The organism is Marinomonas sp. ATLA20, assembly GCF_057180105.1.
Genome location: NZ_JBXUKU010000005.1, coordinates 171,567 through 187,027 on the forward strand (window position 1 = coordinate 171,567; position 15,461 = coordinate 187,027).

The following is a 15,461-nucleotide window of genomic DNA, read 5'->3' on the forward strand; positions in this document are numbered from 1 at the left end:
ATAAGGCTCGAGGAATTATATTCTAATAGATTAAAGCGATGTGCTAGGTCGCTTCAACTATTAATGAGGTCGTAGCGTTTTCTTTCGGCCACTTGCGTGGCGTTCTCGATACTCTGTATCAATGTATTTATCGGTTGTTGCCATGCTCGCATGGCCAGCGTCTTCTCTGACGTGCTCTTTTGGTCTCGTCTTCACGTCTTCTGATATGCCTGTGTGTCTTAACCAGTGGACCGTTGCGACGCGTAGATCATCTGCATCGGCTTTCATGCCATCTTCACACATGCGCTCATATGCTCTATCAAAACAGAATTGAACGATGTTACGAACTTGTCTCGAGCTTGTCATTGCACCTTGGCCACGATTTTTAGGTACGAGCGGTGTGTTTTCTGCAATGGTGGGAAGTAATGGTAGATCACGGAACTGTCGATAGCGTTTTAACGCATTTAACATATCATCAGAGACAGCAACAAGGCGTTCTTTATTACCCTTTGAAAGGACTTTAAACCACCAATGTCCATCGGCGTCTTTTATAAAATCACCCATTGTTGGCGCAGAGCGTTCATCAGCGACAAGTTCAGAAATTCGTAAATACATACCGAGTAGGGCGTTCATGATAAATAGAGTGCGTTCGTGATGTGCTGGGTCTTCTTCCGCCAACATTTCAGCGGTTTCGATTACATAATCCCATTGTAAATTTGAAATTCGTCTTACTTGTTTGCGAGTCACTTCTTTTTTTACAAATTTACTTTTTTGTCGAATCAATGCCACTGGGTTTTGTTGTGCTGCGTCCTCTTGCATAAGGAAACCATAGTAAGACGACAATATTGAAAACGTTGCTCTTATGGCTGCTTGAGATAATGAATGCAGTTTGGTTTTTGGTACATCACCATTTTTAAACTCTAATTTACTTACATGGGCGACAAATGGTCGCCAATCTTTATTAGCGGTTCTTTGTCCCATGTGGAGCTTAAAACGAGCGACGTTTTTAATTCCGATCCAGTTTTCTGGAGGGGTAATACAAAAATGTATGAATTCTTCGATCTGATCACGGCGTAATTCAGTGGTAGGGCTGTTGGCTATATGCCATGACCAAAGCAGTAGTCGCTCAACTTCTCGACGATACGAGTTAAAAGTAGCCTGTGATCCGTTGTAACTGTAGATAAAGCATAGAGCGAGTTGGAGGTCTCTTCGGTATTCAGGGTCATTAAGGTGAGGTGTAGAGCCTTTCAAATGATCAACAATGCTATCAAATTGAGTAAAAGGGTTAGGTAAATGTTCTAAATTATCGATTAAGGCAAGTGGTGTCATAGTCTTATATATCCAAACAGATGGTCTATTTTAGCAAAATTTTCGATCTATCCCTATCGATTTGCCCCTTTATCCCTATTTAACCTGTCACAGCCGTCGATTCTTGTCTTTTTATTCCTTATTTAACACCACTTTGACCTTATTTATTTTGATACGTGCCTATTTTGTGTGATTTTTATGCAATCTGACGTTTATTAATTCGTATTTGAAACAACAGTGGAAGGTAGGGTTTTGGGCTTTTTAATTTTATGTAAAGGACTATTATGAACTTATCGAAACGCAAAACGAATTAAATTTTAAATACAAACTTCTACTCTCATAAGGAGATTAATATGAAAACTTTTACTAAAACAACTTTGGCTTTATTAACTGCAGCTGTAATGACAACTTCTGCATTTGCTAATGACACTGTGGAAGAACGTTTACAGAGTGCAAAAGGTAGTGTTGAAGCATTGGGTACCACATTAGAAAACATGGGTGCTGACGTTGATACTAGTGTTGACTTGAGTGGCGCATATACTTTTAGCCAAAAAGCAGCTGTTTATAATGCGAAGCATGAAGAATTACAACGCCAGTTTGATGACTTACATAACCAAACTGCCGAATAATTAAACACTCAAAACGTCTTGTTTAAAATACTTAATTTAAAAGGTGAATATTATGAAAAATCTACATAAAACTATTTTTGCTCTAGTGACAGCTTCCGTAATGACAACAGCTGCTTTTGCTGATACTGAAACTGGCACTGAACGTCTTCAAAGTGCAAAAGGTAGTGTTGAAGCATTAGGTACGACACTTGAAAATATGGGTGCAAATGTTGATACCAGCGTTGACCTAAATGGTGCATATACTTTCGATCAAAAAGCGGCTGTTTACAATGCAAAGCATGCTGAATTACAAGACCAATTTGATTCATTACATGCTCAGTCAGCTGAATAATAAGCCCATATTATTTAAGTAACTTTATATTATTGAAAAAGGATATTACTATGAAAACATTAAGTAAAACTGTTCTCGCTTTAGTAACTGCATCTGTTATGGCCACTAGCGCTTTTGCAGCCTCAGATAAAAGCCCAAGTGATCGTATTCAAAGTGCAAGAGGTGGTGTAGAAGCACTTGCTGTAACTCTTGAAAACATGGGTGCAGATGTTGATGCGTCTGTTAACTTAAAAGGTGCTTACACTGTTGATCAGAAAGTATCGCTATACAATGCCAAGCATGCTGAATTGCAGGCAGAGTTTGATACTCTACATGCACAAGCAGCAGAATAATGCTGACTTGTTGTCAATAAAAAAGCCAAACTATTAAGTTTGGCTTTTTTATGTCTGTTTAAATATTATCTATTTAATCTAAAATTCTCCTCTTCTAAATCTTCCTGTTTTTCTGCTTCGTTTATTCTTTTAAAATAGTTCTCTGTGCTCTGGATGAGATTTTTATCATTGTGATGCGCGTCATTTTCTGCACGTTTAATAAGATATTGAGCTGTTTTGTCTTTACCTTGACTAAAGTCTAATAGGGCCCGAAAATTCAGAGCCATAGGTATATTGTTTCTGGATTGATAGTATTGAATATTAGCCCGCCATATCAAACGTTTTTCATACAAATAATCAGACGGAACGTTAGTAGGCTTTGAATGGGTTAGCTGTGAATACAACATTGAAAACATAATGTTTTTTGGCTCAAGATCCAACCTCATGTTGATTATTTTTAGTCCTTCCTCGGTTTGACCGGATGCAGCATAGCTTAGTGCTTGAAGGTAATCGGTAAATTGGTTGTGATTTTCTAATTTAGTTAAAAAATCTAAAGCTCGAATAGGTGATTGAATAAGGTAAGAAAATAGCCCTTTGGCGAAAATTTTAGCATCATTATCTTGGATGTTTTGATCTAAATAAGAATAAGGTTTATCTTCAATACCTGCTCTGTACGCTAACAGGCTTGCTCTAAAGAACTCAAAATTGCTTGTTCTTCTATTGCTTAATATTGTTCCTTTGGTTTCTGCATTAAAAGAATCAGACATTCTTGAGTCTGGTGAAGGGTGACTTGATAAAAATTCCAGTTTTGGTCTTCCCAAGGCTTGCTTAAAGAAAGCCTGAAAGAGTTTAGTCATGCCTTCTGGGTCAAGCCCTGCATTGATTAGATATTCACGACCACGACGATCGGCTTCTTGTTCTTGGTTACGGCTGTAGGTTAAAGTATTCTCTGCTTGGTTGGCTATCCCTCCTAACCAGAGTGCGGTAGTTGCATCCGAACCTGCTCCGGCTAAAGCCGCAGCGATGCCAGCTCCCAGCATAACCATTGTTTTTTGTAATTCTTCACCAGAATGTTTGGTTTGCCGCTCATAGTGTCGAAGATCTAAATGAGCAATTTCGTGCCCAAGTAAGCCGAATAGCATGTCTTCGCTGGTAATCATCTCCATAATATCGGAATAAATGAACAGATGATTGCCCGGAATGACAAAGGCATTACTTTTGGAGCTGTTGAGTAAGGTCATTTCGACTGTGGTGTTGTAAAGGTTAGTTTGTGGAAGAATTTGAGATAACGCATTTTTTAAGTAATCGTAGGCTGGTGGGAAATCGATTAATGCTCGACTGCCATTGAGTTTTCTAAACCAATGTTGCCCTAAAATATAAGATGGGTTCGATAAGGCTCTTTCGTCTTTGTTTGCCTCCAGATCAGGAATGCCTGCAGAGCTAATAGTAGATAAAGTGCTTGTAAAAACAACGGCTAAGATGGTTAAGCCTGTTGTAACGTTTAAAAATAGTCTCATAATATGGCTAATGCATTTATTGGGTAAGTTATAAAATGGCGGTTAATCTAGGTAATCAGTATGACGCAATCTTGGATGCAAGAGAAGATCGTTGCCCAATGCCTTTATTAAAGGCAAAAATGGCGTTAAGTCAGATGGCGGTGGGGGAGCGTTTGTGTGTGACAACATGTGATGCAGGTTCTTTAAAAGACATTCCTCAATACGTTGCGTTAGTTGGATTTTCTCTATTGTCAAAATCAGAAGACAATGATGTGTACACCTTTGTGATTCAAAAAAGCTAAAACGGACTCAATATGTTTAAAATTGTTGATACGCTGATTAAGCGGTATTTTTCTAATGAAGAAGTAGTCGTCTTTATTTTACTAATGGTTGCTACCCTATGTGTTTTGGCATTTTGGGGAGGGATTTTAGCACCTATCTTGATTGCTATTGTTTTAGCCTTTTTATTGCAAGGGTTGGTTGAAAGGCTACAACGGCTTAGGTTAGGTCATCTTCCGTCTGTTTTTATTGTATTTTTTACCTTTTTAACAGCATGCAGCGTTTTTATCGGCTTTATGGTGCCAATTGTATGGCGTCAAGCGGTACGACTTGTTCAAGATGCACCGAGGATGTTTACCGTTATTAGAGATGAGGTGCTGCATTTTGCGCAAGGACATAGTGACTTGGTTAGCCAAGCAGCTATAGATGAAATAACCAACTCGCTGGCTAATGAGTCAACCAGCCTTGGGCAATGGTTGCTGTCCTTTTCACTGGCAAGTATTCCATCATTATTTTCGGTTGTCATTTATGTGGTTCTAGTACCTCTGGTGATTTTCTTCTTACTAAAAGACCAGCGCAAAATACTAAGCTATTTAACATCATGGCTGCCAAAAGAAAGAAAAATGATGCGTAATATCGCGCATGAAATGAATGGTCAGATAGCGAATTATATTCGTGGTAAGTTTATTGAGATGCTTGTCGTTGGCGTAGTGACCTACATTGTCTTTCTAGTGTTTGGTTTGAAGTACGCAGAACTGTTGGCATTGCTGGTTGGATTATCTGTACTGATTCCTTATATAGGAGCAGCGGCCGTGACCATTCCTGTTATCTTGGTGGCCTTCTATCAATATGGTACTCAGAGTGAGTTTATCTATGTGGTCATTGCCTATTTAATCGTACAGGCTTTGGATGGCAATGTGCTTGTCCCTCTGTTGTTTTCAGAAGCGGTGAACCTGCATCCTTTGGCCATTATTGTAGCGGTGTTATTTTTCGGCGGTATATGGGGGTTCTGGGGAATCTTTTTTGCGATTCCGTTAGCGACCTTGGTGAAAGCAATTATCAACGCTTGGCCAAGTCAAGAGCAGCTATCCTCTTAGTGCTTTCTTGTTCTAAATTTAAGTCCCGCTCCAACATGGTTGGTCGGGACTTTTTTATGACTTTTATTTTATGCACAAATATTAGTCGGTAATAGAAGCCAATAAAATACTAAACGGAGTAAGGATAATGGTATTTCCATCTACATAGCCGCTGTGTATGGCTTCTGGCAACGTAAGGGGCGACAAATGAAGCTCGACCGGCAGGATGATGTCTTGGCTTGCGGTATTAATAGCGACATAAATGCGTTTGCCTTCATAGCTACGGATGAAGGTTAGGGTTGTTTCATCGTTATATAAAAACTCGATATTGCCATGGCGCAGTTCTGGGTGGCTGCGTCTAATATGTAGAAAATCACGATAGGCATGCAACACCGAGTGGCGATTACCTTCCTGCTCACTCACTGCCATTGGGCGTTGGGATTCAGCAATAGGTAACCAAGCTTCTGCGGATTGAGTAAAGCCTCCTAACGTTTCATTTTTCCATGGAATAGGTGTTCTGCAGCCATCTCTGCCTTTAAATTCTGGCCAGAAATTAATTCCGAATGGGTCAACCAGTTGCTCAAAGGTCAGTTCAGCTTCCGGCAGGCCGAGTTCTTCGCCTTGATACAGACAAACACTACCGCGTAAGGTTAAAAGCATCGCCATATAAATTTTGCTTTTGGCGATTGGGTCATGATTCTTACCCCAGCGAGTCACTACGCGTTCTACGTCATGATTTCCAATTGACCAGCAAGGCCATCCATCGCCTAAACCTGCTTCTATCGTTTCCATGGTATTGCGAATGTGAGTCATAGAAGAATCATGCGTTAACAGATCGAACGAATAGCACATGTGCAGCTTGTCTTTACCTTGGGTGTACGCCGCCATGGTTTCTAGCGCAAAATCACATCCCACTTCACCCACAGTCGTTGTATTGGGGTATTGGTCTAATAAGCTGCGTAGACGTTGTAAAAAGGCAATGTTTTCGGGTCTGGATTTGTCATATAGGTGTAGCTGATAAGCGTATGGGTTGTCGAGTCTTACGCCAATACTGCCTTCGACGACTTCGTCTTTTGGTGGGTTATTTCTCAGTTCTATATCATGGTAATAATAATTCGCTGTGTCTAAACGGAAACCGTCTACACCGCGTTTTAACCAGAATTCCACGGTTTCAAGTAAAGCATCCACAACGTCTGGATTGTGGAAATTTAAGTCTGGCTGACTGTCTAAGAAATTATGTAGATAATATTGTCTGCGACGACTGTCCCAATGCCATGCAGGGCCACCAAAGACAGATAACCAATTGTTAGGGACTGTGCCATCAGGGTTAGCGTCAGCCCAAATATACCAATCTGCTTTGTCGTTATCGTGACTACTGCGCGATTCAACAAACCAAGGGTGTTGATCCGAGCTGTGGTTCAGTACTTGGTCAATCATCACTTTAAGACCATGATGATGAGCTGAGGCAATCAGTTCATCAAAATCGTCCAGGGTTCCAAAAATAGGATCGACACCGCAGTAGTCAGAAACATCGTAACCAAAATCTTTCATAGGTGAGGTGAAAAATGGCGATAACCAAATGGCATCGACACCTAGAGAAGCGATATAACGCATTTTTGCGGTAACGCCGGGAAGATCGCCAATGCCATCGTTATTTGAATCAAAAAAACTGCGAGGATAAACTTGGTAAATTACGGCTCCACGCCACCATTCTTGTTTGTCTGTCATGATTTCTCTCGCTTTAGATGGAAAATGTTTATTAGATCTTAGTCATACTCGGTTCTGATATTAGATCAGAGCTTTAGGGTATGTGTGGCGTCTTCTTTGGTGCTTTTTCTCATTATTTCCAGCATACTCAAACATTATTATTTATGCATAATTTTTATTGTCTTAGACGATAATAATCTTATTTTCTTCCTTGGAGACATGATGTTTTCTGAAAATGCTCGCCCTGTGGCTTGGCCTTTGTTCTTCTTTTACTTTTTTTTCTGTGCTGTTGTGGGCGTCATGATGCCTTATATCTCGATGTATTATAAATCGATTGGTTTAACTGCCTCCGAGATTGGCCGTTTGATGTCGACTTTTACATTATCTGGAATTTTGGTGCCTCATTTTTGGGGGTGGCTCACAGCAAAAGTTGGACTGCCAAAACGCATACTTCAAGTAGGAATTCTTGGTTGCTTCATTGCGGTTATTCCATTTAATTGGAGTAACCAATTCGAAACCTTTTGGCTTTTGACCTGTACGATGGCCTTGTTTTATTCAGCCCTTATCCCGATGACTGATTCTCTGGCGGTGAGAAGTATTCGACGCTTGGATGTGCCTTATACGCGCCTGAGAGTAGGCGGCTCGATTGGCTATGTATTTTCGGTAACAAGCGCCGGCTTTTTGATTGGACAATTTGGTGTTGGAATTGTTATTCCAACTATTTGTGTTTTTATGGCACTTGCTGTCGTGACGTCTTTTTTTCTTAAAGAGCAGGCCTATGAGGTCAACCAGCAAAAGGCAAGTGTTTCATTTTTGTCACTCGTTAAAAGCCCTGAATCCATACTGTTTTTCGTTTTAGCTTTTTTGGCATTTATGTCGCATGCGCCATTTAATGTGTTTTTTGCTGTGCATTTGTCTAACTTTGGCTACAGCGGTGAATCCATTGGTTTGCTTATGGCATTGGGTGTGGTGATTGAGATTTTTTTATTCTTATTTTTTGGTAATACGATTAAACGCTTCGATGTGGTTCATATTATTACGCTTTGTTTTATTTGCGGTATTGTTCGTTGGCTTCTGGTCGGGTGGTTTGCTTCTATTGCTTGGGTGCTTATTATTACTCAGCTGTTGCATTGTATTACGTTTGCTTTATTTCATATGGTATCGATTGATCAAATAAGACGTCTTTTTCCTGAGCGCTTTGCCGGGCAAGGCCAGGCTATGTACAGTGCATTTGCTATAGGTTTAGGTGGCGGACTTGGTATGGTGATTACGGGCTATTTATGGGAATGGTTGGGCGGAGCATGGGTTTTCACCCTCGCAGCTGGCGTGAGTGCGCTGGCGTTAGCCATTCTTTTGCTTAGTCAGCGTCGTTAGTCTGTTTACCGATATCTATTTGCTATAAACAAGAGCCGTCGCTTTTTAATAATTCGATAAAGGCGATGGCGGCACGACTAAGCGTTCTTTGTTTGTGATGAATAACCCCCAGTTTTCTTTCTACGTTCAAATCCGGCAGGTTCAATACGGCTAACTTTTCGTCGACGAGTGTTGAGGGGAGTAACGACCATCCCCAACCAATATTGACTAACATTGCTAGTGTTTCCAAGTTATTTGTATTCATTCTCACTTGAGGCTTCAGGCCTTGCTTGCCAAATGCCTGCTCTGCTATTTGTCTGGTAAAGGTGTTTTTATTGGGCAACACACAAGCATGTTGCGCTAATTCAATTAAGCTGAGGTTTTTAGACAATGCGAGAGGGTGATCTTTACTGACCACGCACGCTAGTGGGTCTGACCAAATAGGCAATGACTCAATGAGCGGATTTTCTTTATTGGATAAGGTAATAACCCCTAACTCAGCGCGTCCTTTCAAAACATCTTGATAGGCTTCCTCTGATTGAACAAATTCAATTTCCAAGTGCGCACTGGGAAAATCTTCTTGAAATCGTTTTAGTGATTTAGGCAAGCGATGTAAGCCAACGTGATGGCTGGTGGATAGGCGTAATTCACCGCTTACGTCTTGCATTTGCAATGTCATGCTGCGTTTTATGTCTTGCAGATCTTCTGCCATTTTTCGAGCTTTGGGTAATAAGCGAATACCTGCTTCGGTTAATTGCACTTGTCGTCCAATGCGATCAAAAAGTTTTACACCAAGGCTGTTTTCGAGCGAAGCTACTCGTTTGCTAATGGCGGGTTGCGTAACAAAAAGTTGATCACCTGCTTCTGAAAACGAGCTGGTTTCAGCGACTTTTATAAAGGTTAGTAGCTCTGCGATGTCTATCATTCCAAAAAATTATCCAAAACATGAAAAATATGAATTTGAGTAATTTAAGCCAAAGTTTTAGGATAGCGCAATAGATTTCTGAGGAGAGAACTTATGTCAGCGAAAACCCTTTATGACAAGTTGTGGGATAGCCACCTTGTTCAGCAACGAGATGACGGTAGTGCATTGATTTATATTGATTTACAACTACTTCATGAAGTGACTTCACCACAGGCTTTTGAAGGTCTTCGATTGGCAGGACGTAAGCCTTGGCGCGTGTCTTCAAGCTTGGCTACGCCAGACCATAATGTTCCTACGACTAAGAAAGAACGTATTTCTGGTGTAGATGGTATTGAAGACCCAGTTTCTAAAATCCAAGTAACCACGTTGGATGATAACTGTAACGAATTCGGTATCACTGAATTCAACATGAAAGATATTCGCCAAGGAATCGTGCACGTTGTTGGGCCAGAGCAGGGTGCGACGCTTCCAGGTATGACAGTAGTGTGTGGTGATTCTCACACATCGACTCATGGTGCCTTTGGTGCTTTGGCACATGGTATTGGTACCTCTGAAGTTGAGCATGTATTAGCTACTCAGTGTTTGGTGCAGAAGAAAAGCCGCAACATGTTGGTTCGTGTTGATGGTGAATTGTCACCATGGGTCTCTGCTAAAGACGTTGTCTTAGCGATTATCGGTGCGATTGGTACCGCCGGTGGTACAGGTTATGCGATTGAGTTTGGCGGTACAGGTATTCAGTCTTTGTCTATGGAAGGTCGTATGACTGTCTGTAATATGGCTATCGAAGCGGGCGCTCGTGTTGGTTTGATTGCAGTAGACGAGACCACTATTGAATACGTTAAAGGTCGTCCTTATGCACCAAAAGGTGACCATTGGGATATGGCGGTAGAAGCATGGAAAGATCTTGTTTCTGATAAAGAGGCGCAATTTGATGAAGTGGTTGTAATCAAATCGGAAGACATCAAGCCACAAGTGACTTGGGGAACGTCGCCAGAAATGGTTATTGCTATTGATGAGGCGATTCCTCGTGCAGAAGATCAGAAAGACCCAGTGAAGAAAGAAGGTTATGCACGCGCTTGGAAATACATGGGCCTTGAAGGTAAAACTATGCTTTCCGATATCGTTCTAGATCGAGTTTTCATTGGTTCTTGTACAAACTCACGCATTGAAGATCTTCGTATTGCAGCGCAAGTAGTTAAAGGCCGTAAAGTGGCAACGACTCTTAAGCAAGCGATCGTCGTTCCTGGTTCTGGCTTGGTAAAAGCGCAAGCTGAAAAAGAGGGTTTGCACGAGATTTTCGAAGCCGCTGGATTAGAATGGCGTGAGCCAGGTTGTTCTATGTGTTTGGCAATGAACGCTGACAAGCTAGGTGCTGGCGAACATTGTGCGTCTACTTCCAACCGCAACTTTGAAGGTCGTCAAGGTTTTGGTGGTCGTACGCATTTGGTGAGTCCAGCAATGGCAGCGGCAGCAGCGATTGCAGGCCACTTTGTTGATGTTAATGAGTTTGTTAAACACTAGGAGAACAGTATGCGTCCTTTTACTAAACATACAGGTCTAGCCGCTCCTTTGGATTTGGCGAACGTTGATACTGATATGATCATTCCAAAACAGTTTTTGAAATCCATAAAACGTACTGGTTTTGGGAAAAATTTATTTGATGAACTGCGTTATGAAGACGAAGGTCAACCAGACCAAGAATGCGATGGTCGTCCTATTCGTCAGGATTTTGTGTTAAACCAAGATCGTTACAAAGGCGCGAGTGTGTTATTAGCGCGTCAGAACTTTGGTTGTGGTTCTAGTCGTGAACACGCGCCTTGGGCATTAGATGATTACGGTTTCCGCACGATTATTGCACCAAGCTTTGCCGACATCTTCTATAACAACTGCTTCAAAAATGGCTTGTTGCCTATCGTTTTACAAGCAGAAGAAGTAGATCAATTATTTGCAGAAGTCGCCTTGCGTGAAGGCGCAGAAATTATTGTCGATCTTGAAAATCAAACCGTAACCTCGCCTTCTGGTGCGACATTCGAGTTCAACGTGGATAATTTCCGTAAACATTGTTTGTTGAATGGTTTAGACGATATCGGCTTAACGTTACAGCAAGATTCAGCGATCCGTCGTTACGAAGAAAAACGCATGAATGATGCGCCGTGGCTTTTCTTGTCACGCGGTCAGTAGTTTTCAAAACAACATATTGGAAGACAGATTTTTTAAAGGGTTTAACATGACTAAAAATGTATTGGTTTTGCCGGGTGACGGTATAGGTCCAGAAATCGTAGCGCAAGCGGTGCGCGTTTTGGATGCAGTGAATGAGCAGTTTTCTTTGAATATTCAGCATGAAAGCGCTTTAGTCGGTGGTTCTGCTTACGATGAGACCGGCTCTCCGTTGCCAGAAGCGACATTAGCTAAAGCTAAAACAGCAGACGCGATTTTGCTTGGTGCGGTTGGTGGTCCTAAGTGGGACAAGTTAGACATGTCAGTTCGCCCTGAAAAAGGCTTACTTGGCTTGCGCTCTAACCTAGAGTTATTTTCGAATCTTCGTCCTGCGATTCTATACCCACAGTTAGCTGATGCGTCTAGCTTGAAGCCAGAAATTGTTGCTGGCTTGGACATCCTAATTGTTCGCGAACTAACTGGCGGTATTTACTTTGGGCAGCCTCGTGGTATTCGTACCTTGGAAAATGGTGAACGTGAAGGTTTTAATACCTATGTTTACAGCGAATCAGAAATTCGTCGTATCGGTCGCTCTGCTTTTGAAGCGGCGCGCCAACGTGGTAAGCGTGTTTGCTCAATTGATAAGTCCAACGTGCTAGAAGTGACTGTGCTTTGGAAAGAAGTCATGGAAGAAGTGGCGAAAGAGTATCCAGACGTCGAATTGACTCATATGCTAGTCGATAATGCTGCTATGCAGCTTGTTCGTGCACCAAAACAGTTTGATGTAATGGTTACTGGCAATATGTTTGGTGATATCCTTTCTGATGCTGCTGCCATGTTGACAGGTTCTATTGGTATGCTACCTTCTGCTTCACTAAATGCTGAAGGTCGCGGTATGTATGAGCCATGTCACGGTTCTGCACCAGACATCGCAGGTAAAGGAATCGCTAACCCATTGGCGACAATTTTGTCAGTTGCTATGATGTTGCGTTATTCTTTAGACGCCAAAGATGCGGCGGACGCGATTGAAGCGGCAGTCAGCAAGGTTCTGGATCTAGGTCTTAGAACGGCAGATATTGCATCAGAAGGATGCGAAACTGTTAGTACGCAAGCCATGGGCGATGCCGTTCTAGCAGCATTAAAAGCTTAATATCGTAACGATATTGGGTATTCATTAGGGATACTGCTCTTGGTATGAGTGGCCCCACAAAAAAAGGTAACGTTAACCATGTCAAAACACACTGTAGGTTTAGTCGGATGGCGCGGAATGGTCGGTTCCGTGTTGATGCAACGCATGATGGAAGAAAAAGACTTTGATCATATTGATCCAGTTTTCTTCACTACATCTCAAACGGGGCAGAAAGGTCCAGAAATTGGTAAAGATATTCCATTACTTCAAGATGCAAGCGATATTGAAGCATTGAAAAAGATGGATATTATTATTACCTGTCAAGGCGGGGATTACACCAAGGCTATTTACCCACAGTTGCGTAATGCTGGTTGGAAAGGTTACTGGATCGATGCGGCATCTTCTCTACGTATGGATAAAGATGCCATTATCGTACTTGACCCAGTTAACTTGGATGTTATTAAACAAGGTTTAACGAGTGGCGTTAAAACTTTTGTTGGTGGCAATTGTACTGTTAGCTTGATGCTATTGGCGCTAGGTGGGTTGTTTGAAAAAGGTCATATCGAATGGATGACTTCTATGACTTACCAAGCGGCGTCTGGTGGTGGTGCTCGTCACATGCGTGAGCTGATCAATCAGATGGGTATGTTGCAAGGCTCGGTTGCTAGTGAGCTTGCAGATCCTGCGAGTGCGATTCTTGAGATCGATCGTAAGGTCGCAGAAACAATGCGTTCTGGTACGCTTCCAACAGATCAGTTTGGTGTGCCTCTAGCGGGTTCTTTGATTCCTTATATCGATAGCCAGCTTGATAACGGCCAGAGCCGTGAAGAGTGGAAAGCACAAGCTGAAGCGAACAAGATCCTAGGTATCGACGGCAACCCAATTCCAGTTGATGGTCTGTGTGTTCGTATCGGTGCAATGCGTTGCCATAGTCAGGCATACACTATCAAGCTGAATAAAGACATCCCAGTGGCGGACATCGAAGGCTTGCTTGCTGAGCACAACCAGTGGGTTGATGTTGTACCAAACGATAAAGAAGCAACAATGCAGCGTTTAACACCAACTGTAGCGACTGGCACGCTTGGTATTCCAGTGGGTCGTATTCGTAAGCTGAACATGGGGCCTGAATACATTAGTGCTTTCTCAGTGGGCGACCAATTGCTATGGGGTGCTGCTGAGCCACTACGTCGTATGCTGCGCATCCTAATTGAAGACTAATTATCGTTTCTAATGAATCATAAAAACCCGCCTAAGCGGGTTTTTTTTATGTCTTAATAAACGTGTTGAAATGGGTTATTCGACGCTTATATCTAAACCTAGTATCACCAGTATCCCTATTAGAGTTGTCATAACCACAGACACTAATGATCCAATTAACATGTATTCAGCCATGCTCCGATCGCTTGATTTATTTAGCTCACCAAATCTGAAGATTGATTTAGCAGCTAATACAAAGCCTATAGCCGCGTAGCTGCCCACTAGAGTGAAAGTTAGTATCAATATTCTCTCTAAGTAACCAATTAATTCGCCGCCAGCAACCAATCCGTTAACACTTTCTTTCTCGCCTCCTGAAATCGGGTATTTGCTTAAAATGCAGCCGATTGCGACAGAGGTAGGTTTAAGTATCAGTAAGTAAGCAAAGGTGATCATGGTAGCTTCTGGTAACTGATCATGTTGTAGTAGTTCAGTAATGGTGATGCTGTCAGTGATGTAAAAAGCTGTAATGATCAATACTAGTACATGCAATATTTGGTCAATGGCGAAGCGTGAAAAGGCGTCACCTTTTGATGTGCTGACTTTCCATAGATCGATGGCGAAATGAGTAATGGTAACAATCGAGATGATACTAGCAATGTTAATCCAGTCGATCTTTAGGGCTAACGCAGGGATGAGTAATGCCACGCCATGTAAAATCGAATGCAAATAGAGCTTTGGTGATCTGTGTTTTTTTTCTTCCTTTTCTTTTATCCAATGCTTTGGTTGGAGGTAAAAGTCACAAAGGGTATGGATCAGTAAAAATGACACGAGTAGGGTGCTAAAATCAGACATCTTTAAGCCTTGTTACTTGGTTTATAAATAGACTATTTAGTTCACTTATAAGCGGCCACCCTGATGCTTTAAGAGATTTGCTGGCCGTCGCTGTGGCAATCCCGAGTTTATCCGCAAGTTCGCTCACAGACAAAACTTCATGATTGCGTAACATGGGAACTAATACGGCACATTGTCGAGATGTTAGTTCGGTGAGCTGTTTATCTAGATATTTGAAGAGTAGCTCAAAGCGCTCTGTCAGTTCTAGACGCTCTGAGTGAAAAATGAAGCGGTCATTTTTCAGGGCTTTTAATCCCCGACCAGATAAAACAAAAGCTTCTCCCATTGACTCTGAGACTGAGGCGCGCAAGTCAGCGTTAGATGCAATAGCAAAGCTAATACGGCTTTCAAAGGCTTTGCCAAGCGCTTTGATGCCAATTCGATATAGAATTGCGTATCTCAGAGCGTTGTTAATATCATGTATGACTGTCTGGAACTCATCTCCGCGTTCAATGCTATGAAGGTTAGAGTCGTTCCCTTTGTTGATCCACGCTTGGATATCTTTGATTCGTTGCAATAGTTGTTCGAATTCATCAGAAGTAAGTTTGGTTGAGCCAACAACATCACCGCTTATCACGGCAATAGGTTTAACTGTCTGCTTCATGCGATGTCCTCTTAAGTTGATAAGAGTAATTTAGCCGTTTATGACTAAAAAAACAAATTTAGCCAAATTGGGCTAATAAATATCGATTA

The 15,461-nt window shown here is 41.8% G+C and carries 16 protein-coding genes; 10 read left to right on the forward strand and 6 right to left on the reverse strand.

What is annotated here, in order from left to right; all coding sequences use genetic code 11:
* Positions 1 to 60: 60 nt before the first annotated feature.
* Positions 61 to 1,308 carry a tyrosine-type recombinase/integrase gene (locus AC2A4J_RS10420; RefSeq protein ID WP_484175953.1) on the reverse strand — a complete coding sequence of 416 codons (1,248 nt, stop codon included), beginning with the start codon at positions 1,306 to 1,308 and terminating at the stop codon, positions 61 to 63.
* Between the two features lie 332 nt (positions 1,309 to 1,640).
* Here AC2A4J_RS10420 and AC2A4J_RS10425 point away from each other — a divergent pair, with 332 nt between their 5' ends.
* From AC2A4J_RS10425 to AC2A4J_RS10435, 3 genes are read left to right on the forward strand one after another with little or no spacing between them, the layout of a single operon-like run.
* Positions 1,641 to 1,916: a hypothetical protein gene (locus AC2A4J_RS10425; protein ID WP_255829051.1), complete on the forward strand. Its 276-nt coding sequence runs from the start codon at positions 1,641 to 1,643 to the stop codon at positions 1,914 to 1,916.
* A gap of 52 nt (positions 1,917 to 1,968) precedes the next feature.
* A complete protein-coding gene (locus AC2A4J_RS10430; RefSeq protein ID WP_484175954.1) occupies positions 1,969 to 2,247 on the forward strand; it encodes a hypothetical protein in 279 nt (92 codons plus the stop codon).
* A gap of 50 nt (positions 2,248 to 2,297) precedes the next feature.
* Positions 2,298 to 2,579, forward strand: coding sequence for a hypothetical protein (locus tag AC2A4J_RS10435; protein WP_484175955.1), 282 nt, complete (start codon positions 2,298 to 2,300; stop codon positions 2,577 to 2,579).
* Between the two features lie 65 nt (positions 2,580 to 2,644).
* On the opposite strand, the gene AC2A4J_RS10440 is transcribed toward AC2A4J_RS10435, so the two are convergent.
* A complete protein-coding gene (locus AC2A4J_RS10440) occupies positions 2,645 to 4,075 on the reverse strand; it encodes a M48 family metallopeptidase (protein ID WP_484175956.1) in 1,431 nt (476 codons plus the stop codon).
* A 35-nt stretch (positions 4,076 to 4,110) separates the two neighbouring features.
* Here AC2A4J_RS10440 and AC2A4J_RS10445 point away from each other — a divergent pair, with 35 nt between their 5' ends.
* Complete coding sequence (locus AC2A4J_RS10445; RefSeq protein WP_255829055.1) at positions 4,111 to 4,356, forward strand: sulfurtransferase TusA family protein; 246 nt, start codon at positions 4,111 to 4,113, stop codon at positions 4,354 to 4,356.
* Between the two features lie 12 nt (positions 4,357 to 4,368).
* Positions 4,369 to 5,430: an AI-2E family transporter gene (locus tag AC2A4J_RS10450; protein WP_484175957.1), complete on the forward strand. Its 1,062-nt coding sequence runs from the start codon at positions 4,369 to 4,371 to the stop codon at positions 5,428 to 5,430.
* An 81-nt stretch (positions 5,431 to 5,511) separates the two neighbouring features.
* On the opposite strand, the gene AC2A4J_RS10455 is transcribed toward AC2A4J_RS10450, so the two are convergent.
* On the reverse strand, positions 5,512 to 7,137 hold the full coding sequence (locus AC2A4J_RS10455; RefSeq protein WP_484175958.1) for an alpha-glucosidase: 1,626 nt from the start codon (positions 7,135 to 7,137) through the stop codon (positions 5,512 to 5,514).
* 201 nt (positions 7,138 to 7,338) lie between these two features.
* On the opposite strand from AC2A4J_RS10455, the gene AC2A4J_RS10460 reads away from it, so the two are divergent.
* Entirely contained in the window at positions 7,339 to 8,490 is a 1,152-nt protein-coding gene (locus tag AC2A4J_RS10460; RefSeq protein WP_255829058.1) for an MFS transporter, read from the forward strand.
* Positions 8,491 to 8,512: 22 nt separating this feature from the next.
* Here the strand turns inward: AC2A4J_RS10460 and AC2A4J_RS10465 are convergent, their stop codons facing one another.
* Complete coding sequence (locus AC2A4J_RS10465) at positions 8,513 to 9,394, reverse strand: LysR family transcriptional regulator (RefSeq protein WP_484175959.1); 882 nt, start codon at positions 9,392 to 9,394, stop codon at positions 8,513 to 8,515.
* A gap of 93 nt (positions 9,395 to 9,487) precedes the next feature.
* Between AC2A4J_RS10465 and leuC the strand changes: the two genes are divergently transcribed.
* The 4 genes from leuC (at position 9,488) to asd (ending at position 13,898) form a co-directional block, all read left to right on the forward strand.
* The gene (gene leuC / locus AC2A4J_RS10470; protein WP_255829060.1) at positions 9,488 to 10,915 is read left to right on the forward strand and encodes a 3-isopropylmalate dehydratase large subunit; all 1,428 of its coding nucleotides are present in this window, start codon (positions 9,488 to 9,490) and stop codon (positions 10,913 to 10,915) included.
* Positions 10,916 to 10,924: 9 nt separating this feature from the next.
* Positions 10,925 to 11,575: a 3-isopropylmalate dehydratase small subunit gene (gene leuD, locus AC2A4J_RS10475; RefSeq protein WP_255829061.1), complete on the forward strand. Its 651-nt coding sequence runs from the start codon at positions 10,925 to 10,927 to the stop codon at positions 11,573 to 11,575.
* A gap of 46 nt (positions 11,576 to 11,621) precedes the next feature.
* Positions 11,622 to 12,701 (forward strand): 3-isopropylmalate dehydrogenase, encoded by a 1,080-nt coding sequence (gene leuB, locus AC2A4J_RS10480; RefSeq protein ID WP_255829062.1) that lies wholly within the window; start codon positions 11,622 to 11,624, stop codon positions 12,699 to 12,701.
* A 78-nt stretch (positions 12,702 to 12,779) separates the two neighbouring features.
* Complete coding sequence (asd, locus tag AC2A4J_RS10485) at positions 12,780 to 13,898, forward strand: aspartate-semialdehyde dehydrogenase (protein ID WP_484175960.1); 1,119 nt, start codon at positions 12,780 to 12,782, stop codon at positions 13,896 to 13,898.
* Positions 13,899 to 13,973: 75 nt separating this feature from the next.
* Here the strand turns inward: asd and AC2A4J_RS10490 are convergent, their stop codons facing one another.
* Both AC2A4J_RS10490 and AC2A4J_RS10495 read right to left on the reverse strand, forming a co-directional pair.
* A complete protein-coding gene (locus AC2A4J_RS10490) occupies positions 13,974 to 14,729 on the reverse strand; it encodes a DUF3307 domain-containing protein (protein ID WP_484175961.1) in 756 nt (251 codons plus the stop codon).
* Entirely contained in the window at positions 14,722 to 15,372 is a 651-nt protein-coding gene (locus tag AC2A4J_RS10495) for a hypothetical protein (RefSeq protein WP_255829065.1), read from the reverse strand. The genes AC2A4J_RS10490 and AC2A4J_RS10495 overlap by 8 nt, the downstream gene beginning before the upstream one ends.
* Positions 15,373 to 15,461 lie beyond the last annotated feature (89 nt).

Bases quoted from the DNA above. Each gene is read 5' to 3' on its own strand.
- AC2A4J_RS10420 (WP_484175953.1), bottom strand. From the start codon at position 1,308: ATGACACCACTTGCCTTAATCGATAATTTAGAACATTTACCTAACCCT.
- AC2A4J_RS10425 (WP_255829051.1), top strand. From the start codon at position 1,641: ATGAAAACTTTTACTAAAACAACTTTGGCTTTATTAACTGCAGCTGTA.
- AC2A4J_RS10430 (WP_484175954.1), top strand. From the start codon at position 1,969: ATGAAAAATCTACATAAAACTATTTTTGCTCTAGTGACAGCTTCCGTA.
- AC2A4J_RS10435 (WP_484175955.1), top strand. From the start codon at position 2,298: ATGAAAACATTAAGTAAAACTGTTCTCGCTTTAGTAACTGCATCTGTT.
- AC2A4J_RS10440 (WP_484175956.1), bottom strand. From the start codon at position 4,075: ATGAGACTATTTTTAAACGTTACAACAGGCTTAACCATCTTAGCCGTT.
- AC2A4J_RS10445 (WP_255829055.1), top strand. From the start codon at position 4,111: ATGGCGGTTAATCTAGGTAATCAGTATGACGCAATCTTGGATGCAAGA.
- AC2A4J_RS10450 (WP_484175957.1), top strand. From the start codon at position 4,369: ATGTTTAAAATTGTTGATACGCTGATTAAGCGGTATTTTTCTAATGAA.
- AC2A4J_RS10455 (WP_484175958.1), bottom strand. From the start codon at position 7,137: ATGACAGACAAACAAGAATGGTGGCGTGGAGCCGTAATTTACCAAGTT.
- AC2A4J_RS10460 (WP_255829058.1), top strand. From the start codon at position 7,339: ATGTTTTCTGAAAATGCTCGCCCTGTGGCTTGGCCTTTGTTCTTCTTT.
- AC2A4J_RS10465 (WP_484175959.1), bottom strand. From the start codon at position 9,394: ATGATAGACATCGCAGAGCTACTAACCTTTATAAAAGTCGCTGAAACC.
- leuC (WP_255829060.1), top strand. From the start codon at position 9,488: ATGTCAGCGAAAACCCTTTATGACAAGTTGTGGGATAGCCACCTTGTT.
- leuD (WP_255829061.1), top strand. From the start codon at position 10,925: ATGCGTCCTTTTACTAAACATACAGGTCTAGCCGCTCCTTTGGATTTG.
- leuB (WP_255829062.1), top strand. From the start codon at position 11,622: ATGACTAAAAATGTATTGGTTTTGCCGGGTGACGGTATAGGTCCAGAA.
- asd (WP_484175960.1), top strand. From the start codon at position 12,780: ATGTCAAAACACACTGTAGGTTTAGTCGGATGGCGCGGAATGGTCGGT.
- AC2A4J_RS10490 (WP_484175961.1), bottom strand. From the start codon at position 14,729: ATGTCTGATTTTAGCACCCTACTCGTGTCATTTTTACTGATCCATACC.
- AC2A4J_RS10495 (WP_255829065.1), bottom strand. From the start codon at position 15,372: ATGAAGCAGACAGTTAAACCTATTGCCGTGATAAGCGGTGATGTTGTT.